The 20,522-nt window shown below is 67.3% G+C and carries 21 protein-coding genes; 13 read left to right on the top strand and 8 right to left on the bottom strand.

Annotated features, from left to right (window positions below; translation table 11 throughout):
• Positions 1-25 precede the first annotated feature (25 nt).
• Together LRS03_RS22110 and LRS03_RS22105 are read right to left on the bottom strand one after the other, a co-directional pair.
• Entirely contained in the window at positions 26-1,057 is a 1,032-nt protein-coding gene (locus LRS03_RS22110) for a porin (RefSeq protein ID WP_257828310.1), read from the bottom strand.
• A 200-nt stretch (positions 1,058-1,257) separates the two neighbouring features.
• Entirely contained in the window at positions 1,258-2,496 is a 1,239-nt protein-coding gene (locus LRS03_RS22105) for a DUF4384 domain-containing protein (RefSeq protein ID WP_257828309.1), read from the bottom strand.
• Positions 2,497-2,503: 7 nt separating this feature from the next.
• Here LRS03_RS22105 and LRS03_RS22100 point away from each other — a divergent pair, with 7 nt between their 5' ends.
• Both LRS03_RS22100 and LRS03_RS22095 read left to right on the top strand, forming a co-directional pair.
• Positions 2,504-2,662: a hypothetical protein gene (locus LRS03_RS22100; RefSeq protein WP_257828308.1), complete on the top strand. Its 159-nt coding sequence runs from the start codon at positions 2,504-2,506 to the stop codon at positions 2,660-2,662.
• A gap of 110 nt (positions 2,663-2,772) precedes the next feature.
• A complete protein-coding gene (locus tag LRS03_RS22095; RefSeq protein WP_257828306.1) occupies positions 2,773-3,234 on the top strand; it encodes a hypothetical protein in 462 nt (153 codons plus the stop codon).
• A gap of 34 nt (positions 3,235-3,268) precedes the next feature.
• On the opposite strand, the gene glcF is transcribed toward LRS03_RS22095, so the two are convergent.
• Together glcF and glcE are read right to left on the bottom strand one after the other, a co-directional pair.
• On the bottom strand, positions 3,269-4,501 hold the full coding sequence (gene glcF / locus LRS03_RS22090) for a glycolate oxidase subunit GlcF (protein WP_257828304.1): 1,233 nt from the start codon (positions 4,499-4,501) through the stop codon (positions 3,269-3,271).
• Positions 4,502-4,510: 9 nt separating this feature from the next.
• A complete protein-coding gene (glcE, locus tag LRS03_RS22085) occupies positions 4,511-5,620 on the bottom strand; it encodes a glycolate oxidase subunit GlcE (protein ID WP_257828303.1) in 1,110 nt (369 codons plus the stop codon).
• Between the two features lie 107 nt (positions 5,621-5,727).
• On the opposite strand from glcE, the gene LRS03_RS22080 reads away from it, so the two are divergent.
• Genes LRS03_RS22080 through LRS03_RS22070 form a run of 3 tightly spaced genes read left to right on the top strand, consistent with a single transcriptional unit; the run spans position 5,728 to position 7,401 of the window.
• Positions 5,728-5,934 (top strand): helix-turn-helix domain-containing protein, encoded by a 207-nt coding sequence (locus LRS03_RS22080; protein WP_257828295.1) that lies wholly within the window; start codon positions 5,728-5,730, stop codon positions 5,932-5,934.
• Positions 5,935-5,953: 19 nt separating this feature from the next.
• Positions 5,954-6,457 (top strand): Clp protease N-terminal domain-containing protein, encoded by a 504-nt coding sequence (locus LRS03_RS22075; protein ID WP_257828294.1) that lies wholly within the window; start codon positions 5,954-5,956, stop codon positions 6,455-6,457.
• Positions 6,454-7,401: a DNA/RNA non-specific endonuclease gene (locus LRS03_RS22070; protein ID WP_257828291.1), complete on the top strand. Its 948-nt coding sequence runs from the start codon at positions 6,454-6,456 to the stop codon at positions 7,399-7,401. The genes LRS03_RS22075 and LRS03_RS22070 overlap by 4 nt, the downstream gene beginning before the upstream one ends.
• Before the next feature lie 58 nt (positions 7,402-7,459).
• On the opposite strand, the gene LRS03_RS22065 is transcribed toward LRS03_RS22070, so the two are convergent.
• Both LRS03_RS22065 and LRS03_RS22060 read right to left on the bottom strand, forming a co-directional pair.
• Positions 7,460-8,419 carry a Bug family tripartite tricarboxylate transporter substrate binding protein gene (locus tag LRS03_RS22065; RefSeq protein WP_257828285.1) on the bottom strand — a complete coding sequence of 320 codons (960 nt, stop codon included), beginning with the start codon at positions 8,417-8,419 and terminating at the stop codon, positions 7,460-7,462.
• Between the two features lie 11 nt (positions 8,420-8,430).
• The gene (locus LRS03_RS22060; protein WP_257828284.1) at positions 8,431-9,390 is read right to left on the bottom strand and encodes a porin; all 960 of its coding nucleotides are present in this window, start codon (positions 9,388-9,390) and stop codon (positions 8,431-8,433) included.
• Positions 9,391-9,644: 254 nt separating this feature from the next.
• Here LRS03_RS22060 and LRS03_RS22055 point away from each other — a divergent pair, with 254 nt between their 5' ends.
• Positions 9,645-11,003 (top strand): class-II fumarase/aspartase family protein, encoded by a 1,359-nt coding sequence (locus LRS03_RS22055; RefSeq protein ID WP_257828281.1) that lies wholly within the window; start codon positions 9,645-9,647, stop codon positions 11,001-11,003.
• Here the strand turns inward: LRS03_RS22055 and LRS03_RS22050 are convergent.
• A complete protein-coding gene (locus tag LRS03_RS22050) occupies positions 10,896-12,260 on the bottom strand; it encodes a GntR family transcriptional regulator (protein ID WP_257828276.1) in 1,365 nt (454 codons plus the stop codon). The two genes, LRS03_RS22055 and LRS03_RS22050, sit on opposite strands and share 108 nt — an antisense overlap.
• Positions 12,261-12,391: 131 nt before the next feature.
• Here LRS03_RS22050 and LRS03_RS22045 point away from each other — a divergent pair, with 131 nt between their 5' ends.
• Together LRS03_RS22045 and LRS03_RS22040 are read left to right on the top strand one after the other, a co-directional pair.
• The gene (locus LRS03_RS22045) at positions 12,392-12,877 is read left to right on the top strand and encodes an ABC transporter substrate-binding protein (RefSeq protein ID WP_257828275.1); all 486 of its coding nucleotides are present in this window, start codon (positions 12,392-12,394) and stop codon (positions 12,875-12,877) included.
• Between the two features lie 8 nt (positions 12,878-12,885).
• Positions 12,886-13,542, top strand: coding sequence for an ABC transporter substrate-binding protein (locus LRS03_RS22040; RefSeq protein WP_257828274.1), 657 nt, complete (start codon positions 12,886-12,888; stop codon positions 13,540-13,542).
• Positions 13,543-13,550: 8 nt separating this feature from the next.
• Here LRS03_RS22040 and LRS03_RS22035 read toward each other — a convergent pair whose 3' ends face one another.
• A complete protein-coding gene (locus LRS03_RS22035) occupies positions 13,551-14,282 on the bottom strand; it encodes a Crp/Fnr family transcriptional regulator (protein WP_257828273.1) in 732 nt (243 codons plus the stop codon).
• Between LRS03_RS22035 and LRS03_RS22030 the strand changes: the two genes are divergently transcribed.
• The 5 genes from LRS03_RS22030 to LRS03_RS22010 are packed head-to-tail and all read left to right on the top strand — an operon-like array spanning position 14,281 to position 20,507.
• Entirely contained in the window at positions 14,281-16,326 is a 2,046-nt protein-coding gene (locus LRS03_RS22030) for an AMP-dependent synthetase/ligase (protein ID WP_257828272.1), read from the top strand. The two genes, LRS03_RS22035 and LRS03_RS22030, sit on opposite strands and share 2 nt — an antisense overlap.
• The gene (locus tag LRS03_RS22025; RefSeq protein ID WP_257828271.1) at positions 16,326-17,111 is read left to right on the top strand and encodes an ABC transporter ATP-binding protein; all 786 of its coding nucleotides are present in this window, start codon (positions 16,326-16,328) and stop codon (positions 17,109-17,111) included. Before LRS03_RS22030 ends, LRS03_RS22025 begins: the two co-directional genes overlap by 1 nt.
• 2 nt (positions 17,112-17,113) lie before the next feature.
• Complete coding sequence (locus tag LRS03_RS22020; RefSeq protein ID WP_257828270.1) at positions 17,114-18,043, top strand: branched-chain amino acid ABC transporter permease; 930 nt, start codon at positions 17,114-17,116, stop codon at positions 18,041-18,043.
• A 19-nt stretch (positions 18,044-18,062) separates the two neighbouring features.
• Positions 18,063-19,121, top strand: coding sequence for a branched-chain amino acid ABC transporter permease (locus LRS03_RS22015; protein WP_257828269.1), 1,059 nt, complete (start codon positions 18,063-18,065; stop codon positions 19,119-19,121).
• Positions 19,122-19,175: 54 nt separating this feature from the next.
• Positions 19,176-20,507: an ABC transporter substrate-binding protein gene (locus tag LRS03_RS22010; RefSeq protein ID WP_257828268.1), complete on the top strand. Its 1,332-nt coding sequence runs from the start codon at positions 19,176-19,178 to the stop codon at positions 20,505-20,507.
• Positions 20,508-20,522 lie beyond the last annotated feature (15 nt).

Here is a 20,522-nt window from a genome sequence, read left to right as displayed (position 1 = left end):
CTCGACACACACCGACAGACGGCGCTCAGAACGAGTGGCGCAGGCCGAACTCGATGCCGGTCGACTTCTTGCCGCCGGGCAGTGCCGGGGTGGTGCTGCCCACGGCGAAGGTCTGCGCGCCCTTGTTGCTGATCTGCGCGTAGGTACCGTAGAGCGCCGTGCGCTTGGACAGGTTGTGCACGTAGCCGATGGCCAGCAGGTCGGCGTCCGAATCGTTGGCGGTCGTGCTGCCGGCAGCGCCGCCCGACAGGTCGGCACGGCCATACGAGGCGCGGATCAGGCCCGCCGAACCCACCGGCACGGTGGCGCCCAGGTTGAAGAGCTTCTCTTCGCGCACCAGGAACTCGAACTGCGAGTACGAGGCCAGGAGGCGCATGAAGCCGAAGTTGTAGGCCGCGCCCAGCGTGGTGACCTCGTACTTGTCTTCGGCAGCGTTGGCATCGGTCTGGCCGAAGGCCACCGACACATCGAGCGGGCCGCCCGCGTAGCCGACACGGCCGCCGACGTACTTGTTGCCGACGGTGCCCTCGCCGGCCGCAACGGCCAGGTTGCCGTACACGCCGCCCAGGTCCTTCGGCAGGAAGTACTGCACCTCGTTGTCGGCACGGCTCGTGGTGTTGACGGTGCCGGTCAGGCGCGACTGCAGGTTGGTGATCTTGCCCACGCCGTTGTCGCTGAAGGCGTCGTAGGCGCCGATGGCGGTGTAGGTGGGCGTGAAGTCGCGGCCGAGGCGCACTTCACCGAAGCCACCTTCGAGGCTCACGGTCGAGCGGCGGTGCCAGAACTTGCCGCTGCTGTTGGTGGTGCCGTCATCGGGGTTGAGCGCGGCTTCGAGCCAGAAGCCAGCCTTCAGGCCGCCGCCGAGGTCTTCAGTGCCACGGAAGCCCAGGCGGCTGCTGGACAGGCCATCGGTGCCGAGCTGGCGCACCTTGGTGCCGTTGTTGTCGATCTGACGAAGGTTGGCGTCGATCACGCCGAACAGCGTCACGGTGGATTGGGCCGAAGCTGCGCCGGTAAAGCCAGCCAGGACCGAGAGGGCGAGAAGGGTTTTCTTCATGGTTCGTACTGCGAGTGGATGAGTGCAGTCTTGCAGTTCAAGACCGCACGATTCAACCAAGCCGACCCCCATCGCTTGACGACAGATCCGTGACAACCCGCGCTTCGTTGGCATGGGCCGACAAGGCCAGCGCGGGCCAGGGGCATGTCACGCGGATGTCATCAAACGGTGGTCTCTTGCCTCTCGGCACAAGGCATAGCTCAGCGGCACGCGCCCGCCAGCGGGCACACCCGTACGACCGCCGTGCCGGCGGCGTAGCCCGCCGAGTCGCGCAGCGATTGCAAGCGCTGCACGCCGGCCTCGGAGAGCTGCCCCACCACCTCGCGCAGCACGCCCTGCTCGTCGTGCTCGCCATCGGCGAGCGTGTGCAGGTCGACCGGCTCGCGCGTGACGATGGCCGCCACCAGCGTGGCGCCGAAGGGCCGTGCGGCGGTGAAGTCGATCTTCATCGCCGGCGTCGGCAGCGTGAGCACAGCGCCCGCCTGCACACGATGATCGCGGTGCTGCGCATTCGGGAACAGCACCTGCGGCACACCATCGGGGCCCACACTCACCACATTGAGATAACCCTCGTGGGCGCTGCGCACTTCCAGGCGCATGCGTGCCCCTTCCGCATAACGCGGCCTGCCGAAGGCAACGCTCACGCCGCCCGCGCCCGCCGCCAGCTGCTGCACCTTGCGCCACGCCGGGCCCTCGCCCGCGGCGAGCGAGGGCAGCGGCACCGCCACGTCGGCCAGCGAGAGGTTGCCGTCGAGCTGCGGGTGGAAGCGCAGTGGCCCGTCGAGCCGAGTCGCGATGAAGGCCGAGGCCGCCCGCCACAGCTCGCGCATCGACACCTGCCCCGCCCCGCGCCGCGCGGCCACCGCGTCGCGCAGGGCCATCGTGAACACACTGCCACGCTCGGTGGCCAGCGACTGCTCGGCATCGCGCGCCGCGCTGATCGCCAGGTGGTTGTGGCCACGGGCAGCGCTGCGCTGCACCGGTGCCGCAGCCGGCTCCGCCTGCGGCACGCGGTAGAACTTGCCCACCGCCTGCTGCGCGCCCAGCCGCGGCACACCGCCGAAGAGCGAGCGGGTGGAGGTGCCGCTGTGGCAGGCGTCGACCAGCACCAGCACCTGGCGGCTCGGGATGCGTGCGAGCGTCTCGGCCAGCTCGTCGTCGAGCAGCACGCCGTCGAGCGTGGCGCGGCCCTGGCGTTGCGCCGGCGCCATGTCGTGCAACGTCCAGGCTTCGTCGAGGCCGTCGTCCTCGTCGCCGTCTTCGTCGGGCAGCTGCGTGCCGTGGCCGCTGTAGTAGATGAGCACACGGTCGGTGGGCGAGGTGCCGTCCACCAGCCACTGTTGAAGGGCCTGGCGCACGCCGGCCTGCGTGGCCTGCTGGTTCAACAGCACGCGGGTGGCCGCAGGCTTGAAGCCCAGGCTTTCGGCCAACTCCTTCATCACGCCGATGTCGAGTCTCGATGCCGGGCAGGTCGGCCCCCATGGCCGCCTCGCGGTACTGGCCCACGCCGATGAGCAGCGCACGGTCTTCGGCGCGTGCGGTCGTGGCACACACGGTGAGGAGCAGCAGCACGAGCAGATGGCGCATGGTGGCATTTATCGCTGAGCCCGAGCGGCCACGGCCATGACCTTGGTCAGCTGCCGAACACGTGGGATAAGTCGCACCATCGAGCCATGCGCGTGCCATGCCGCGCCCCGCTGTTGCAAGATCGACCCGTGAACCGCTTCGCCTCCTTCCGACGCTTCGTGCTGCTGGCTGCCGCAGCGCTCGCCTGGCCGGCACAGGCCTTCGAACTCGTCACCGCCGACGAAGCCCGGCGCGATGCCGCCGCACCCGCCTACGCCACCAAGGCGCTGTCGATGCCGGGCGCGCCCACCATCGAGCTGCTCTCGCCCGACGTGAAGCGCCCGCTGGCCGGCGCGGTCAACATCGTCGTGCGCTGGTCGGCGAACGACGGTGCGACCATCGACCTGTCGAGCTTTCGCGTGCTCTACGGCCGCCTGCGCCTCGACGTGACCGAGCGCCTGGCCGCCCACGCGAAGGTCACACCGACGGGTGTGGAAGCGCCCAACGCCAGCCTGCCCGAAGGCAGCCACCGGCTCATCATCCAGGTGGCGGACACACTCAAGCGCGTGGGTCGGCAGGAGGTGACCTTCGAGGTGGCACCGGCCAAATAAGCGACCCCTCGCGCGCGGGCCCGAGGGGTCGTCATCACATCAAGGCCTCGTCGAGCACCTCGATCCAGTGCCGCACCGGCGTCGACGTGCCGGTCTGCAGGTGCTGGATGCAGCCGATGTTGGCCGAGACGATCACCTCGGGTTCTGTCGCCTGCAGATGGCCGATCTTGCGGTCGCGCAGCTTCGTGGCGAGCTCCGGCTGCAGGACCGAATAGGTGCCGGCCGAACCGCAGCACAGGTGGCTCTCGGCCGCCGCCAGCTGAACCTCGTAGCCGAGCGTGGCCAGGTGCGTTTCCACACCGCCGCGCAGCTGCTGGCCGTGCTGCAGCGTGCACGGCGGATGGAAGGTCAGCCGCCGCGCCTTCGGCTTGCGCAGTCGCGTCTTGAGCTTCGGGGCGATGTCTTCGAGAAGCTCGCTCAGGTCCTTCGTCAGCTCGCTGATGCGCCGGGCCTTGTCGGCATAGGCCGGGTCGGCAGCCAGCGCATGGCCGTAGTCCTTCACCGTCACGCCGCAGCCCGAGACGTTCATCACGATGGCCTCGACCTTTCCCGCGACCACCAGCGGCCACCAGGCGTCGATGTTGCGGCGCATGTCGCCGCGGCCACCTTCGACGTCGGCCAGGTGCGTGCGGATGGCACCGCAGCAGCCAGCGTCGTCGGCGACGAGCGTCTGGATGCCGGCCGCATCGAGCACACGCGCAGTGGCGCTGTTGATGTTGGGCATCATCGCCGGCTGCACGCAGCCCATCAGCATCAGCACCTTGCGCGGGTGCTCGCGGGTGGGCCACTGGTGAGCGCGTTCACCCGACTTCGGCGGCACCTTGGCCTTGAGCGAGGCTGGCAACAGCGGCCGCACCATCTGGCCGAGCTTCATCGCCGGGCCGAAGAGCGGTGACGGCAGCCCTTCCTTCAGCAGCCAGCGTACCGCGCGCTCTTTCGGCGGGCGCGGCACACGGGCTTCGACGATCTTGCGGCCGATGTCGACCAGCTGGCCGTACTGCACGCCTGACGGGCAGGTGCTTTCGCAATTGCGGCATGTGAGGCAGCGGTCGAGGTGCAGCTGCGTGCTCTGCGTGACGGGCTCGCCTTCGAGCACCTGCTTCATCAGGTAGATGCGACCACGCGGTCCGTCGGTTTCATCGCCCAGCAGCTGGTAGGTCGGGCAGGTGGCGGTGCAGAAGCCGCAGTGCACGCACTTGCGCAGGATGGCCTCGGCTGCGTCGCCGTCGGGCGTGCCTTTGAATTCGGGGGCGAGCTTGGTCTGCATGGCGTTGGCTCAGAGGCCAGGATACAGACGCCCGCGGTTGAACACGGCGTCGGGGTCGAAGGATTTCTTCAGCTCGCGGTGGATCCGGTCGAGCGGCGATTTCAGCGGCGCGAACACCCCCGCCTGCTTGTGCTGAGACATGAAGAGCGTGGCGTGCCCACCGGCACGCTGCGCCGCCTCGCGCACCTTGGCGCCTGCAGCCGAAGTGCACAGCCAGCGCTGTGCGCCGTGCCACTCGATCAGCTGCTCGCCCGGCAGGATCAGCGGCCGAGCGGTGGGGGGCAGCGACACCCGCCAGAGCGACACCGTGCCGCCGTTCACCGCCGCCTGGGCCTTGGTGAAGTACTCGTCGGTGTGGTGGCGCAGGCCGTCCCAGAAGGGGCTGGCCAATGACGGGTCGATCACCTCGCCGCCCAGCGTCGCCGTCATCGTGGGGATGGCCGCCTGCACCGCGGCCAGCGCGCCACGCAGGCGCACGAGCAGCGTCCCGTCCCACCAGGCGCTGGCGTTGAGTGGTAGCGGCTGCGCGCCCCACAGGTTGATCTGGTCGAGCGCGGCCACCTGGTCGAGCTGGAAGCGCAGCGTGGCAGTGGCCGGCGCGATGGGCAGCACCTTGAGCGAGACCTCGAGGATCACGCCCAGCGTGCCCATCGAGCCGGCAAGCAGGCGCGACACGTCGTAGCCCGCCACGTTCTTCATCACCTGGCCGCCGAAGCTCAGCACCTCGGCGCGCCCGTTCAGCATCGACGCACCCAGCACGTAGTCGCGCACCGCACCGACCGACGCGCGCGACGGCCCCGACAGGCCCGCCGCCACCATGCCGCCGACCGTGCCACCCGCCATGAAATGCGGCGGCTCGAAGGGCAGGCACTGGCCACGTTCGGCGAGCGCGGCTTCCAGTTCGGCGAGCGGCGTGCCGGCACGTGCGGTGACGACAAGCTCGCTCGGCTCGTAGCTGGAGATGCCGCGCAGCTCGTGCACATGCAAAGGCTCACCCTGCGCAGCTTCGCCGTAGAAGCTCTTGGTGCCGCCACCGCGGATGTCGAGATGCCGGCCGTCGTTGCGGGCCGCGTTCACCTGATCGATCAGGCGCTGCAGGGCGGGATCGTGGTCGTTCATGTGGCGGGCATTGTCGCCCCGATCGAATCGTCGGTGCCGGTTTCGAGGCTTCCGTGAGTCGTCAACACATGTTGACAAATCTGGTGCCGTCAACAATCATTGACGGCATGGACCTGACCCGACACCTCCCCGACCCCGACCAGGTGGCCGAGGCGCTGGCCGCCGTGGTGGCGCTGCGCCAATTCGCCGACCACTACGAGGAGCGTGCCGTCACGCTGGCGCTGAAACAAGGCTGGTCCTGGGCCCAGATCGCCGAGGCGCTGGGCGTCACCAAGCAGGCGGCCCACCGGCGCCTGTCGCATCTGAACCGCTGATCTTTCCGCAGGGAGCACCATGTTCAAGACATTGAAGGTCAGGTGGCAGGACATGCGCACGATCGCGCACCTGTGCACCGCCGCCGAAAACATCGCCGGCGCCGAGCCGGGCTCGGAGCACCTCGTGCTCGCCTCCTTCGATCTGCCCGACGGCACCACGCGCGACACCTTCGCCCGCCTCGGGCTGAGCCGCGAGGCCTATGCCGGGGCCATTCAGACCCAGTTCGCCGACGCGCTGGGCAGCGTGGGGCTGACGCTGCCGGCCGGCGAGGCCCCGGCAGGGCCGAACACCAAGCCGCGCAGCAAGCTCTACCGCGCGGCCCCGTCGGGCCAGGCGCTGATCGAGCGCCTGGTGCATTCGCCGCGGCGCGAAGCGCGCCAGCCGCTGGCCGGCGCCGACATCCTGCTCGCCGTGGCGGAAGAGCAATACTCCATCGCCGCACGGGCCTTCGCGCGGCTGGGCATCCGCCCCGAGCAGCTCGCCGCGGCCGCCACGCAAGCCCTCGAAGGCCGGCCCGCATGACGACGAGCACACCGCAATCCTGGCGCCCGCTCGACCCCGACTACCGCAACCGCCGTGGCTACGACGCGGACTTCCTCGACGTGGCCGTGCCGCTCCCCAGCTTGGCGCCAACGGTCCAGCACCTGGCCACGCTGCCGCCGCTGCCCTATCAGCACTTCAGCATCCTGCTGAACCCTGCGCGCCGCCTCGCGTTCTGGTCCGCCGTCAACATCGATGGCCGGCAGGAGCGCCACCTCGGCCAGCGCCAGCCCGACGAGTGGTGGTTCGACGAGCGACAGGGCTTCACGCCACGGATCACCGCCGCGCTGCAGATCGGCGACGGCTTCTACCGCGGCTCGGGCTTCCAGCGCGGCCACCTGGTGCGCCGGCTCGACCCAGCGTGGGGCGAGACCGATGTGCAGTCCGGCCGCGGCGAAGCCGACACTTTCCACTGGACCAACTGCTCGCCGCAGATGCCCGAGCTGAACACCGGCTGGTGGCTGCAGGTGGAAGACCACCTGCTGCAGACCGCCAACGCGCAGGACCACAAGGTCTCGGTCTTCTCGGGCTGCGTCTTCGGTGACGGCGACCCGCTCTACCGCGGCGTGCAGATCCCGCTCGCCTTCTGGAAGGTCGCGGCGTGGACGGTCGCGACACCGGGCGAGCCCGCACTGCGCTCGCTGGCATTTCTGGTGAAGCAGGACGAAGCCGTGGCCGCGCTGCTCAGGAAGCGCGGCGTGACGCCGCAAGCGCGCGATTTCGACGAGGTGCCACAGTCCATCCAGGGTTACCAGACGACGGTGGCCGAACTCTCGCGGCTCACGCACTGCGGCTTCGGCGACCTCGCCCGCGCCGACGTCGACGTCTACGCCCGCCGGCGCCCCACACGCCTGGCGCCGCTGGTGTTCGACACCATCGGCACCTACCGCGCCCTCGCGAGCCCCGCCGACCTCTTCACGCAGTGATGCCGCCTGCGTGATCGCTTCAGGTCGCCTCGCCGTGGGTTTGTGAAACGGCGCTGAATCAATCCACCGTGATCTTGGCGGAGCGCACGATGTCACGGTAAAGATCGGCTTGCGGCTTGATGAACGCCTTGAATTCCTGGCCTTTCATGGGCGCCACGGTGATGCCGGCCTCGGCCAGCTTGGCCTTCAATGCAGCCGAGCCGAGTGCTTCGATCAGCGCCTTCTCGTAAGCCGCCACGGTGGCCGGTGCCGTTCCTGATTTCAGGAAGAAGCCTTGCCACAACGGCAGGGCGGTCCCCTGGAAGCCTTCTTCCTCGCCGATGCGCTTCACATGGGGAAGCTGCGGTGCACGGATGGTGTCCGACGACGACAGCGCCTTGATCTTGCCGTCCTTCAGAAACGGCATGGCGGTGGACAGCACGAGGACCGCACTGTCGACCTGCCCCCCGACCAGGTCGGTTGCGATCTGGGCGCCTCCCCGGTAGGGCACGTGGACCATGTTGACCTTGCCCCGGTTGTTGATGAGGGATCCGTACAGGTGCTGCATCGTGCCGATGCCCGGCACGGCGTACAGATAGTCCTTGCCCTTCTTCAGGTCGTGGATCAGGTCACTGAGGGTGTTGTACGGCGAGTTGACCGGCACCGCAAAGATCATCGGCACGGTGGTGGTGCGGCCGATGGGCACGAAGTCTTTCTCCCAATCCACCTTGGCTTTCGGGTTGACCATGGGAACGAGCACCGTGTCGGTCCCGCCCATGTAGATCACGCTGCCGTCGTTGCTGCCGGACAGCACCTTCTGCGCAGCGAGCATGCCGCTCGCACCGGCCACGTTCTCGATGATGACCTGGCGGGAGAGCTTCTTCGAAAGCTCTTCTCCCACCACTCTCGCCACGTAGTCCGCGCTGCCGCCCGCCGAATAGCCCACGACCAGCGAGATCGGTGTCTGCGCGACGGCAGCGACGCTCCACAGCAACCCGGCCGCCGCCGAGGCCACACGCGTATACAACTTGGATGTCATGCTCGCCCCTGTCAGAAAGTGTGCTTGATGCCGAAGTCGAACGCCGTGGTCCGCGTGAAGGTCTGCTGCTCGGCCGTGCCCAGGTTCAGGTAGACGAGGGTGCGCTTGCTGAGGTCGTATTGCACGCCGGCACCGATCATGTCGGAATCACGGTTGTTGGCCGCCGGGCTCAGACTGCCGTACGACAGGTAGGCGCGGCCGAAGGAGAACGGCACGAGTGCCGAGACCGTGAACGCCTTGGCGTCGCCGTTGACGCCGCCCTTGGAGCGGGTGTAGGAAGCCTTCGGGTACACGACGCCGAAGTCGTATCCGCCGGCGACGATCTGCATGTTGGTGTTCGAGTCGAGGCGGTCGAACGCGCCGGCCACCCACAAGGCGCCCGCCTTGAACTGCGCGTGGCCCGACGACGCGCGCTTGCGCGCACCCTCGCCAAGCGCCGTCTGCAATTCGCCGCTGAAGCCGCCCCACACCGGCGTCTTGTAGCCCACAGCGTTGGCCCAGCGGATGTTCGAGGCCTCGATCGAGGTCGCCACCGGCGTGTAGCTGGCGTAGGTGTAGGCCGAGCCGAGCTGGCTGACGTAGCTCCAGAAGGTGGGGTCCGCGTTGAGTGCCACGGTGTAGGCCGCCGAGTACTCGCGGCCGGCATAGAGCTCACCGAGCGACTTGCCGCCCAGGGCGACCACGGAGCGGCCGAGCCAGAAGACGGTGGCATTGCTCGAAGCGCCTGTGTCCATCGCGAAGCGATGTTCGATCTGGAAGCGGGAATACAGGCCCGCGCCCAGGTCTTCGTGACCCCGGAAGCCGAGGCGAGAGGTGTTGCCGGCCTTGATGTTCCAGGTGTCCGGATTGACGCCGCGGCCCGGCAGCATTGCGCCAGGCGTCGTGCCGCTGTTGGCCTTGACGATCCCCTGATCCACGATGCCGTAGATCACGACCGACGACTGGGCGTGAGCGGCTCCCATGGACATCATGGCGGCGAGTGCGAGGACAGATCGGCCCGACGGCCCGATCGGCGCGGCCGGGAGGGAGGGTGTGTTCAAAGTTGTCTCCAAATAGGTGAAGGTTCCGCAATGCATCTCCACGATGCTAAATACATTATGTATTGCATGTATCGTATTTATGTACTCGGAAACCCTGCCCAAAGAGCGCCCAGGAGAGAGCTTGGCGCCAATACAATATGTATTGATATTGCCTCCCGCCACTTCCAGCTGCCCGCTGTATTCCCATGACCATCAGCATGTATGAGTCGTTCATCACCGGCCACTGGTTCAGTGCACCGGCCAAACGCGTCTGGAGCGACTCCGCGACCTTGCAGGCATGGCTCGACGTCGAAGCAGCCCTCGCCCAAGCCCAGGCCGACCTCGGCCTGATCCCCCGATCGGCCGCTGACCAGATCGGGCAGAAAGCGCTGGCGCACCTTTTCGACACGACGAAAGTGGCCGAAGACATCGCCCATGCCCAGCACCCGCTCGTGCCGGTCCTGCACCAGCTGGAGGCCCTGTGCGGCGAACCCGCCGCAGGCTTCATCCACCTCGGCGCCACGACCCAGAACATCTTCGACACGGCCAGCGCGCTGCAGATGCGTGCCACGCACGGCATCCTGATGGAGCACCTCGACGCGTCAGTCACCGCGCTGTGCAGCCTGGCCATGGAGCACCGCCACACCGTCATGCCGGGCCGCACGCACGGCCAGCATGCGCTGCCGATGACGCTGGGCTTCAAGATCGCCGGCTGGATCGCCGAACTCGACCGCGACCGAGCGCGCCTGAAGAGGCGACTGTCCAGTTCGTTCACGGCCAGCATGGGCGGGGCGATCGGCACCTTCGCCGCGATGGGCTCCATCGGCCGCCAGGTGGAAGCGCGGATGGCCGAACGCCTCGGGCTGCTCCCGACCGGCTTGCCCATGCGCTCCTCCTACGACCGGGTGAACGACTACGTCGCCACCCTGGCAACACTCGCGGCCACCGTGCAGAAGATCGCCCAGGACGTGGTGTTCATGCAGCGCACAGAGATCGGCGAGGCGGCCGAAGCGTTCCACATCGGCAAGGTCGGCAGCTCGACGATGGCGCAGAAGCGCAACCCGTCCACCGCGCTGCTCCTCATCAGCCTGTGCCGCATGCTGCGGGGGCGTGCACCGATGGCGCTGGAGGCGATGGTCCGCATGGACGAAGGCGATTCGTCCGCGACCAACGTGTGCGACACCCTGCTGCCGGAAGTGGCCGTCATCGCCGCATCGATCACCGAGACGTTGGAACGGTTGGCGCTGGGCCTGGTCGTCCATCCCGACCGCATGAAGAACAACCTGGCCCTCACCAACGGCCTGATCGCCTCCGAGGCGGCAATGATGAGCCTCACGCCCTACATGGGGCGCCACCAAGCGCATCACATGCTGTACGAAGCGGCGCAGCGCTCGCAGTCCGAAGCGGTGCCTTTCGCACAGGCGATCCGGGAGCACCCGCTCTGGATGGCCAAGGAACTACCGGCGGAAGTCCTGAAAGCACTCGATCCGAACGCCTACGTCGGGCAGTCGGCAGAACTCACGCAGGACATCGTGGAGCGGGTCTTGGGGCGCGGGCAGCCGTGACGTGCTGAGCCGCGGCACCACGCAGGCCGCTACGCCGGGCTGGTGGCGCCTCGCCTGGCGCGCGCCGGCCCTTCGCCACCCGGCGCCTTCACCTTGAAGGGCTCCGAGACCGACTCGCCTTCCCGCGAGGTCACGGGGATCAGCCGCACGACGTACGGTGCTGTCGGATTCGCCCACCGGGCGTTCACCGCCTCGTAGAGACTCGTTCACCTGGTCGGACACCTGACAGCCCACGGTGTGGAAGTAGCCGGCATGTTCACTGGCGAGGTCCGTGCGCCCCAGGAGCACGACGCTCAAGTGAACCGGCACCACCACCCCGGCCGCAGCCAGCAGGTCGCGGAACTTGGCGCCGTCTTCGATGCCCCAGGCGACCAGACCGGTGAACGGATCGCGCTTGAGCTGCTCGACCACCAGGGCGACGAGCGCTTCGGCATAACCCTCGTGGGGCAGCTCCGGAACGGTGAGCTTCATCAGCTCGACGCCGTCCAGCCGCTTCTGCAGGTGCTCGAACCTGCGCTGGCCCATCTGCCCCGCCAGGAACGGGAATGCCGTGGACGCATACATGATCCGGCGGTGCCCCCGGCGGCGCAGCACGTCGATGGCCTCTTCCAGCGGCTCGCCCCACTCCATGCCGACGACCTCGACATCGGTGCCAGTGAGGGCCGCGCCGTCGACCGCCAGTACGTCGCACTTGGAGCGCAGGTCCGCCAGCAGGTCCACCGTGATGGTCTTGAAGGTCGACTGGACGACGCAGGCGTCGAGCTGCGGCAACCCATTCAGCACGAGACGGGCATGGTCGGGGTCGGTGTAGGCCACCTCCAGCACCCGATGGCCATCCGCGGCAAACCGGCGTTGCAGACCGTCCAGCAGCATGCGTCCGCGCGCGATGCTGATCGAGCGACGCAGCAGCAAGACGGAGCGCGAGGCGCTGCGCTGCTCGGCGCGAGCTTCCGGCGCGGCGGCCCGACCCTCCGACGCCTTGGTCGGGAGGCCCGACGCGTCACCGCCGCTGAAGAAGGTGCCGCGTCCGACCTGCGACGCGATGAGCCCTCGCGACTTCAGTTCAGAGAACAGGCGCTCGACCACCACCTGCGAGACCTGGAAGCGGCGCATGAGCTCGCGGATGGCCGGCAGGCGCTCGCCCGGGCGAGCCGTCTTCGCCAGCCCGATCAGGAAATCATGGAGTTCCGTAGCAGCTTTTCCCATACGGTCATTACACCACTTCAAGATCGCCGGACGGCGGCGCAGACGCACCATGCAGGCGGCGGGCGAACTTCCACTCGACAGGGGCACAAACCTGGCCACGGGCCTTTCACTGCTGGATTGTATGTATGTATCTTTGTATTGAAGATGCATACATTTCGCACACATCAGCGAAAGGGTCAGCCATGGATTCCCTGCGTCACCACGCCCTGGACGTTCTGCGCCGCGCGGCAATCGTGTTGCTGGGCTCGCTCATGACGGCGGCGACGGCGTTTGCCGCGCCACCCGAGGACGGCGTCACGCCCGACACCATCGTCATCAGCCGGGTCATCGCGCTGTCAGGGCCAGCCGGCGCGAAGGGACGGGAGCAGGAAGCCGCGCTGAAGGCCTACATCGCCTCGGTCAACGCGGCCGGCATTCATGGCCGCAAGATCGTCCTGCGCACGACGGACCTCGACCTGCGGGCCGAATCCGCGCTCGCGAAGATCTACGACGAGCAGCGCCCATTCGCGTTCTTCATGTTCGGTGGCACGGCCGGCAGCACCGTGGCGATGGGCTTCGCATCGCCGCGGCAGATCCCGTTCGTCGCCCCCAACAGCGGCGCCGCCATCTTCCACACCCCCCGAAACGGTACGTCTTCAACGTCCGGGCGCGCTACCAGGACGAAGTGATCGCCGCCATGAAGCACTTCTCCACGGTCAACCAGCACAGGCTCGCCCTGGTGCATGTTGACGATCCGTTCGGCCGGGACGCCGCCGAAGGCTTCAGCGAGGGCCAGAGACTGATGCCCAGCGTCGCAGTCGCCTATGAAGGGCGGTTCGCACCGGACGGGTCCGACCTGTCCGTGCACACCCAGGCGCTGGCCCGCGCTGCGCCGCAGGCCGTCATCGCCGTCGGCGCCTCCAAACGGATCGCCGATCTGATCAAGCAGTCCCGCAGGGCCGGTGTCACCGCCAGCTTCATGACGCTGTCAAACAACGCATCGGCCGGATTCGCGGAAGAACTCGGCGAACAAGGCCGCGGGGTCATCGTCGGCCAGGTCACGCCGCCCGGCACGGGCTCCTCGCGCCTCGGCCGAGAGCTGCAGCAGCTCATGCCGCCAGGCGCCCCCATTTCATACGCCGCCATGGAAGCCTTCGCCTCGGCGAAAGTTCTTGTGGAGGGGCTCAGGCGGGCAGGACCCAACCTCACCCGCGAGGGCTTCGTGAAGGCCCTGGAGTCCATTCGGCGAAAGGACTTTGGCGGCATCGAGGTCGAGTACTCCCCCACCCTGCGCAGCGGCTCGAACTTCGTCGAACTCAGCATCCTGACGCACGATGGCAAGTACCGCCGGTAAGTCACCCCTCAGAGTCGCACCTGCCGCCGCAGCCCATCGAGGTCGAGCACGCGCAGGCCACCGTATTCGATGCGGATCAGCCCGAGCGCCTGCAGCGCATGCAGGGCCTCGTTGACCCGCTGCCGTGACAGGCCCACCAAGTAGCCCAGCTCCTGCTGCGTGATCCTGAGCAGTGAGCCCACGCCGGGGTAGAGCGTGGGGTGGAAGAGCGCGGCCAGGCTGCGGGCGACCTTCACGTCGGGGTCGTTCATGCGGTCGATCTCGCGCGCCCCGATGAACTGGCCGAGGCGCTCGTTGAGCTGGTTCATCACGAAGCGGTTGAACGGGATGCTGCGGTCGATGAGCCAGTGGAAGGTGTCGACCGGGATGCCCGCCACCACGCTCTTGCGCAGCGCCTGGATGTTGTAGCGGTAGGGCTCGCGCTTGAGCACCGTGCCTTCGCCGAACCACCCGCCCGGCGGCACGCCGGTGAAGGTGATGGGCATGCCGTTGGCCGAGTCGTTGCTCATCTTGAGCAGGCCGTCGATCACGCCGAACCAGAAGGTGACCGGCCGGCCCACACGGCACAGCAGCTCGCCGGTTTCGACGACCACCACCTTGAGGTTGGCGACGGCACGGGCGTATTCGTCGGCCTCCAGCGTCTTCAGCCACGGAATGTCGGCCAGCTCCACCTCGGTGGCCGCACGCGCTCGCGCCACCAGCGGCGGTGCAGATGTCGAAGCCTCAGGAACGACGCGCATGGGGAAAGAACCAAGGGGAGAGTCCCTAGGATTGTCGTTAGAACGACATATCGGCGTCAAACTTCTTCCTACAGTCCGCCCAACGAACTTCAGAAGAGGGGTTGCCGTGGCGTACACCACCTTTCCGCGATTGCTGTTGGAGCACGCTGCCAAGCGGCCCAACGCTGCGGCGTTGCGCGAGAAGGAGTTCGGCATCTGGCAGACGCTCTCGTGGCGACAACTCGCCACGCTGGTGCGAGAGATGGCCTGCGGCCTCGCCGCCGCGGGTGTGCAGCGCGGACAGCATGTGGTGGTGGTCGGCGAGAACCGGCCGCGCCTCTACGCCACGCTGCTCGCCGCGCAATCGCTCGGCGCCATCCCGGTGCCGCTGTACCAGGACGCAGCGGCCGCCGAGTTCGTGTTCCCGCTCGTCAACGCCGAGGTCGGCTTTGCGGTGGTGGAAGACCAGGAGCAGGTCGACAAGCTGCTCGAGATCCGCCCCCAGTGCCCCGGCCTGCAGCACATCTGGTACGACGACCCACGCGGCCTGCGCCACTACCAGGAGCCCGGGCTGGCCTCGCTCGACACGCTGCTCGAAGAAGGCCGCCGCCACGACGCGGCGCACCCGCAGTTCTTCGACACCGAGGCCCAGAAGGCCGAGGCGAGCGACGTGGCCGCGATGTTCTTCACCTCGGGCACCACCGGCAACCCGAAGGGCGTGGTGCACACGCACCTGTCGCTGATCGACCGCGCACTTGCCGGCGCGCGCTTCGACAAGCTCACCGAACGCGAAGAGGTGCTCGCCTACCTGCCGCTCGCGTGGATCGGGCAGAACGTGTTCTCGTATGCGCAGTGGCTGGTGTGCGGCTACGTGGTCAACTGCCCCGAATCGGCGAGCACGGTGTCGATCGACTTGCGCGAAGTCGGGCCCACCTACTACTTCGCACCGCCGCGCATCTTCGAAGGGCTGCTCACCACCGTGATGATTCGCATGGAAGACGCAAGCGCGCCCAAGCGCTGGCTCTTTCAGCGCTGCATGGCGCTGGCCCGCCGCGTCGGCCCGGCGCTGATGGACGGCAAGCCGGTGGGCGCGCTCGACCGGCTGCTCTATGCGCTGGGCAACCTCGCGATCTACGGCCCGCTGCGCAACACGCTGGGCCTGTCGCGCGTGCGGGTCGCCTACACCGCGGGCGAGGCGATCGGCCCCGACCTCTTCACCTTCTACCGCTCGATCGGCGTCAACCTGAAGCAGCTCTACGGCTCGACCGAGACCGCGGTGTTCGTCTGCCTGCAACCCGATGACCAGGCGCGTGCCGACACCGTGGGCGTGCCGATCGAAGGCGTGGAACTGAAGGTGAAGGACAGCGGCGAGATCCTCGTGCGCTCGTCGGGCCTGCTGCGCGGCTACTACAAGAACGAGGCGGCCACCGCCGAGGTGCTCGACGCCGAAGGCTGGTACCACACGGGCGACGCCGGCTTCGTCGACGCGCAGGGCCACCTGAAGATCATCGACCGCGCGAAGGACGTGGGCCGCACGCTCGCCGGCGAAATGTTCGCCCCCAAGTACGTGGAGAACAAGCTCAAGTTCTTCCCCTTCATCAAGGAGGCGGTGGCCTTCGGCGACAAGCGCGACCGGGTCTGCGCCTTCGTCAACATCGACATGGAAGCGGTGGGCAACTGGGCCGAGAAGCGAAACCTGCCCTACGCGGGCTACACCGACCTGGCGCAAAAGCCCGAGGTCTACGAGCTCGTGCGCGACTGCATCGAGCAGGTCAACGCCGACCTCGCTGGCGACGAGAAGCTCGCCGGCAGCCAGATCAGCCGTTTCCTCATCCTGCACAAGGAGCTGGACGCCGACGACGGCGAACTCACCCGCACACGCAAGGTGCGGCGCGGCCACATCGGCGAGCGCTACCAGGTGCTGGTGGACGCGCTCTACGGCGGCAAGACCGAGCAGTACATCGAGACGGCGGTGAAGTTCGAGGACGGCCGCAGCGGCATGGTGTCGGCCACGCTGCGCATCGACGATGCGAAGACCTTCCCGGCGATGAAGAGGGCTGCCTGATGAGTGCGCGCAAGATCGGCGACGTCATCCTGAAGGTGGACAACATCTCGCTCGCCTTCGGCGGCGTGAAGGCGCTCACCGACATCAGCTTCGACGTGCGCGAGCACGAGGTGCGCGCCATCATCGGCCCCAACGGCGCCGGCAAGAGCAGCATGCTCAACTGCATCAATGGCGTCTACACGCCGCAGCAGGGTTCGATCACGCTGCGCGGCCAGTCGTTCAAGCACATGAACTCGCGCCAGGTGGCCGAGATGGGCGTGGCCCGCACCTTCCAGAACCTCGCGCTCTTCAAGGGCATGAACGTCATCGACAACCTGATGACGGGCCGCAACCTGAAGATGAAGAGCAACATCTTCCAGCAGGCCTGGCGCTGGGGCGCGGCCGAACGCGAGGAGATCGAGCACCGCGCCTTCGTCGAGAAGATCATCGACTTCCTCGAAATCCAGGCCTACCGCAAGACCCCCGTCGGCCGCCTGCCCTACGGCCTGCAAAAGCGGGTGGACCTGGGCCGCGCGCTCGCGATGGAGCCGCAGGTGCTGCTGCTCGACGAACCGATGGCCGGCATGAACGTCGAGGAGAAACAGGACATGTGCCGCTTCGTGCTCGACGTGAACGACGAGTTCGGCACCACCATCGTGCTGATCGAGCACGACATGGGCGTGGTGATGGACATCAGCGACCGCGTGGTGGTGCTCGACTACGGCAAGAAGATCGGCGACGGCACGCCCGACGAGGTGCGGGCGAATCCCGAGGTCATCAACGCTTATCTCGGCGCAGGACACTGACCATGGGATTCTTTTTAGAAACACTGATCGGCGGCCTGATGTCGGGCATGTTGTACGGCCTCGTCGCCATCGGCTTCGTGCTGATCTTCAAGGCCTCGGGCGTCTTCAACTTCGCGCAGGGCGCGATGGTGCTGTTTGCCGCACTCGCGATGGCACGCTTCTCGGAATGGGCGCCCAAGCTCCTGGGACTGGACAGCAAGCTCATCGCCAACCTGATCGCCTTCGTCGCCGCGATGGCGGTGATGGTGCTGGTGGCCTGGCTGATCGAGAAACTCGTGCTCGGCAAGCTCGTCAACCAGGAAGGCATCACGCTCCTGATGGCCACGCTCGGCATCACCTACTTCCTCGATGGCTTCGGCCAGACCATCTTCGGCAGTGACATCTACAAGATCGACGTCGGCTTGCCGAAAGACCCGCTCTTCCTGCTGGAGAGCACCTTCCAGGGCGGCATCCTCGTCAACAAGGAAGACCTCTACGCGGCGGTGATCGCGGCCGCGCTCGTGGTCGCGCTGTCGATCTTCTTCCAGTACACCGCCACCGGCCGCGCGCTGCGGGCGGTGGCCGACGACCACCAGGCCGCGCAGTCGATCGGCATCCCGCTCTCGCGCGTGTGGGTGATTGTCTGGAGCGTGGCGGGCTTCGTCGCGCTCGTCGCCGGGATCATCTGGGGCAGCAAGCTCGGGGTGCAGTTCTCGCTGTCGGTGCTGGCGCTGAAGGCCTTGCCTGTGGTGATTCTGGGGGGGCTCACTTCGGTGCCGGGCGCCATCATCGGCGGGCTCTTGCTGGGCGTGGGCGAGAAGCTGTCGGAAGTCTTCATCGGGCCAATGGTGGGCGGCGGCATCGAGATCTGGTTCGGTTACGTCGTGGTCTTGCTCGTGCTGCTTGTGCGGCCGCAAGGCCTCTTCGGCGAGAAGATCATCGACCGCGTCTGAGCACCACAAGGAGAACCACATGCTCTACCGCGAAAACGGCCAGTTCAAGACCAGCTACCGCGCCGACCAGCAGGTCTTCCCCATCCTGCAGGACCGGGTCGCCATCTGGGGCCTGATCCTGCTCGCGATCGTCGCGGTGCCGATGGTGGCGCCCGAGTACCTCTTCCGCGCGATCCTGATCCCCTTCCTCATCCTCTCGCTCGCCGCGCTCGGCCTCAACATCCTCGTCGGCTACTGCGGGCAGATCTCGCTCGGCACCGGCGGCTTCATGGCGGTCGGCGCCTACGCGGCCTACAACTTCTTCGTGCGCATCGACGGCATGCCGGTGGTGGTGGCCATCCTGATGGGCGGCGTGTGCGCGACGGTGGTGGGCGTGCTCTTCGGCATCCCGTCGCTGCGCATCAAGGGGCTCTACCTTGCCGTGGCCACGCTCGCGGCGCAGTTCTTCACCGACTGGGCCTTCCTTCGCATCAAGTGGTTCACCAACAACTCGTCGTCGGGTTCGGTCAACGTGGCGGGGCTCAACGTGCTGGGCTTTCCGATCGAGACGCCGGCGCAGAAGTACCTCTTCTGCCTGGCCTTCGTGATCGTCTTCGCGGTGATCGCGAAGAACCTGGTGCGCAGCCACATCGGCCGCAGCTGGATGGCGATGCGCGACATGGACGTGGCCGCTGCCGTCATCGGCATCCGCCCCGTCTACGCGAAGCTCACCGCATTCGCGGTCAGCTCGTTCTTCGTGGGCGTGGCGGGCGCGCTGTGGGGTTTCGTGCACCTGGGCTCGTGGGAACCGGCGGCCTTCAACATCGACCGCTCGTTCCAGCTGCTCTTCATGGTGATCATCGGTGGCCTCGGCTCGATCATGGGCAGCTTCTTCGGCGCGGCCTTCATCGTGATCCTGCCCATCGTGCTCGACAACCTGACGGTGGCGCTCGGCTTCGACACCGCGCTCGCGGCGCACCTGACCTACATGGTCTTCGGTGCGCTGATCGTGTTCTTCCTGATCGTGGAGCCGCATGGCCTGGCCCGCCTGTGGTCGACCGCCAAAGAGAAGCTGCGACTCTGGCCCTTCCCACATTGACGACTCACTGACGACAACCGCACCCCGAGTGCACACCACCCCCTGGAGGCAGACATGACGACGCTCAAGACCCTTGCCCTCACCGCCGCCGCCCTGGCCGCGGCCTTGGCCAGCACGCTGCCCGCCCCCGCGCACGCGCAGGCCAAGGAGCAGTTCTTCCCCGTGCTGGTCTACCGCACCGGCGCCTATGCACCCAACGGCGTGCCCTTCGCCAACGGCTACGTCGACTACCTGAAATACGTCAACGCCAAAGGCGGCATCAACGGCGTGAAGGTCACCTACGAAGAGTGCGAAACCGGCTACGCCACCGACAAGGGCGTGGAGTGCTACGAGCGCCTGAAGGGCAAGAACGCCACAGTGTTCCAGCCGCTGTCCACCGGCATCACCTTCGCCCTTACCGAGAAGGCGCCGGGCGACAAGATCCCGCTCATCACCGCAGGCTACGGCCGCAGCGAGAGTACCGACGGCATGGTGTTCAAGTGGAACTTCCCGCTCACCGGCACCTACTGGGACGCGGCCGACGTGCTGGTGCAGCACGTGGCCAAGAAGGAAGGTGGCATGGACAAGCTGAGGGGCAAGAAGATCGCCCTCGTCTACCACGACAGCCCCTTCGGCAAGGAGCCGATCGCCCTGCTGCAGGAGCGCTCGAAGATGAACGGCTTCGAGCTGAGCCTCTTGCCCGTGGCCCACCCCGGCGTCGAGCAGAAGGCCACCTGGCTGCAGATCCGCCAGAGCCGGCCCGACTACATCTTCCTCTGGGGCTGGGGGGTGATGAACTCCACCGCGCTCAAGGAAGCAGTGGCCACCGGCTACCCGCGCGAGAAGATGTACGGCGTGTGGTGGGCCGGTGCCGAACCCGACGTGCGTGACGTGGGCGACGGTGCGAAGGGCTACAACGCACTCGCCCTGCAGCACGGTGCCGAACCCAACGCGAAGATCACGCAAGACATCCTGAAGGACGTGCATGGCAAGGGCCAAGGCACCGGGCCGAAGGAGGAAGTGGGCCAGGTGCTCTACATGCGTGGCCTGGTGGCGGCGATGCTCGCCGTCGAAGGCGTGAAGCGCGCACAGGAGCGCTTCGGCAAGGGCAAGGTGATGACCGGCGAGCAGGCACGCTGGGGTTATGAAAACCTCGCCCTCGACCAGAAGAAGCTCGACGCGCTGGGCTTCGCCGGTGTGATGCGTCCCATCAGCACCAGCTGCGCGGACCACCGTGGCGCGGTGTGGGCCCGCCTGCACACCTGGGACGGCAAGAAGTGGAACTTCAGCTCCGACTGGTACGAGGCCGACCAGTCCATCATCAAGCCGATGATCAAGCAGGCGGCCGACAAGTACGCGAGCGAGAAGAAGCTCACCCGCCGCACGCCGCAGGACTGCCAGTCATGACCCACCCCCGGAGCG

Source organism: Rhizobacter sp. J219 (genome assembly GCF_024700055.1).
Taxonomy (GTDB): Bacteria; Pseudomonadota; Gammaproteobacteria; order Burkholderiales; family Burkholderiaceae_C; genus Rhizobacter.
Note: the sequence above shows the minus strand (reverse complement) of the source record. Positions and strands in the feature narration are given on the sequence as shown.

Excerpts from the sequence above, each read along its gene's own strand:
- LRS03_RS22010 (WP_257828268.1), top strand. The coding sequence starts at position 19,176 with ATGACGACGCTCAAGACCCTTGCCCTCACCGCCGCCGCCCTGGCCGCG.
- LRS03_RS22045 (WP_257828275.1), top strand. The coding sequence starts at position 12,392 with ATGGATTCCCTGCGTCACCACGCCCTGGACGTTCTGCGCCGCGCGGCA.
- LRS03_RS22105 (WP_257828309.1), bottom strand. The coding sequence starts at position 2,496 with ATGAAGGAGTTGGCCGAAAGCCTGGGCTTCAAGCCTGCGGCCACCCGC.
- LRS03_RS22100 (WP_257828308.1), top strand. The coding sequence starts at position 2,504 with ATGTCGAGTCTCGATGCCGGGCAGGTCGGCCCCCATGGCCGCCTCGCG.
- LRS03_RS22110 (WP_257828310.1), bottom strand. The coding sequence starts at position 1,057 with ATGAAGAAAACCCTTCTCGCCCTCTCGGTCCTGGCTGGCTTTACCGGC.
- LRS03_RS22065 (WP_257828285.1), bottom strand. The coding sequence starts at position 8,419 with ATGACATCCAAGTTGTATACGCGTGTGGCCTCGGCGGCGGCCGGGTTG.
- LRS03_RS22055 (WP_257828281.1), top strand. The coding sequence starts at position 9,645 with ATGACCATCAGCATGTATGAGTCGTTCATCACCGGCCACTGGTTCAGT.
- LRS03_RS22075 (WP_257828294.1), top strand. The coding sequence starts at position 5,954 with ATGTTCAAGACATTGAAGGTCAGGTGGCAGGACATGCGCACGATCGCG.
- LRS03_RS22015 (WP_257828269.1), top strand. The coding sequence starts at position 18,063 with ATGCTCTACCGCGAAAACGGCCAGTTCAAGACCAGCTACCGCGCCGAC.
- LRS03_RS22025 (WP_257828271.1), top strand. The coding sequence starts at position 16,326 with ATGAGTGCGCGCAAGATCGGCGACGTCATCCTGAAGGTGGACAACATC.
- LRS03_RS22070 (WP_257828291.1), top strand. The coding sequence starts at position 6,454 with ATGACGACGAGCACACCGCAATCCTGGCGCCCGCTCGACCCCGACTAC.
- LRS03_RS22050 (WP_257828276.1), bottom strand. The coding sequence starts at position 12,260 with ATGGTGCGTCTGCGCCGCCGTCCGGCGATCTTGAAGTGGTGTAATGAC.
- LRS03_RS22020 (WP_257828270.1), top strand. The coding sequence starts at position 17,114 with ATGGGATTCTTTTTAGAAACACTGATCGGCGGCCTGATGTCGGGCATG.
- glcF (WP_257828304.1), bottom strand. The coding sequence starts at position 4,501 with ATGCAGACCAAGCTCGCCCCCGAATTCAAAGGCACGCCCGACGGCGAC.
- LRS03_RS22060 (WP_257828284.1), bottom strand. The coding sequence starts at position 9,390 with ATGATGTCCATGGGAGCCGCTCACGCCCAGTCGTCGGTCGTGATCTAC.
- LRS03_RS22040 (WP_257828274.1), top strand. The coding sequence starts at position 12,886 with ATGAAGCACTTCTCCACGGTCAACCAGCACAGGCTCGCCCTGGTGCAT.
- glcE (WP_257828303.1), bottom strand. The coding sequence starts at position 5,620 with ATGAACGACCACGATCCCGCCCTGCAGCGCCTGATCGATCAGGTGAAC.
- LRS03_RS22030 (WP_257828272.1), top strand. The coding sequence starts at position 14,281 with ATGGGGAAAGAACCAAGGGGAGAGTCCCTAGGATTGTCGTTAGAACGA.
- LRS03_RS22035 (WP_257828273.1), bottom strand. The coding sequence starts at position 14,282 with ATGCGCGTCGTTCCTGAGGCTTCGACATCTGCACCGCCGCTGGTGGCG.
- LRS03_RS22080 (WP_257828295.1), top strand. The coding sequence starts at position 5,728 with ATGGACCTGACCCGACACCTCCCCGACCCCGACCAGGTGGCCGAGGCG.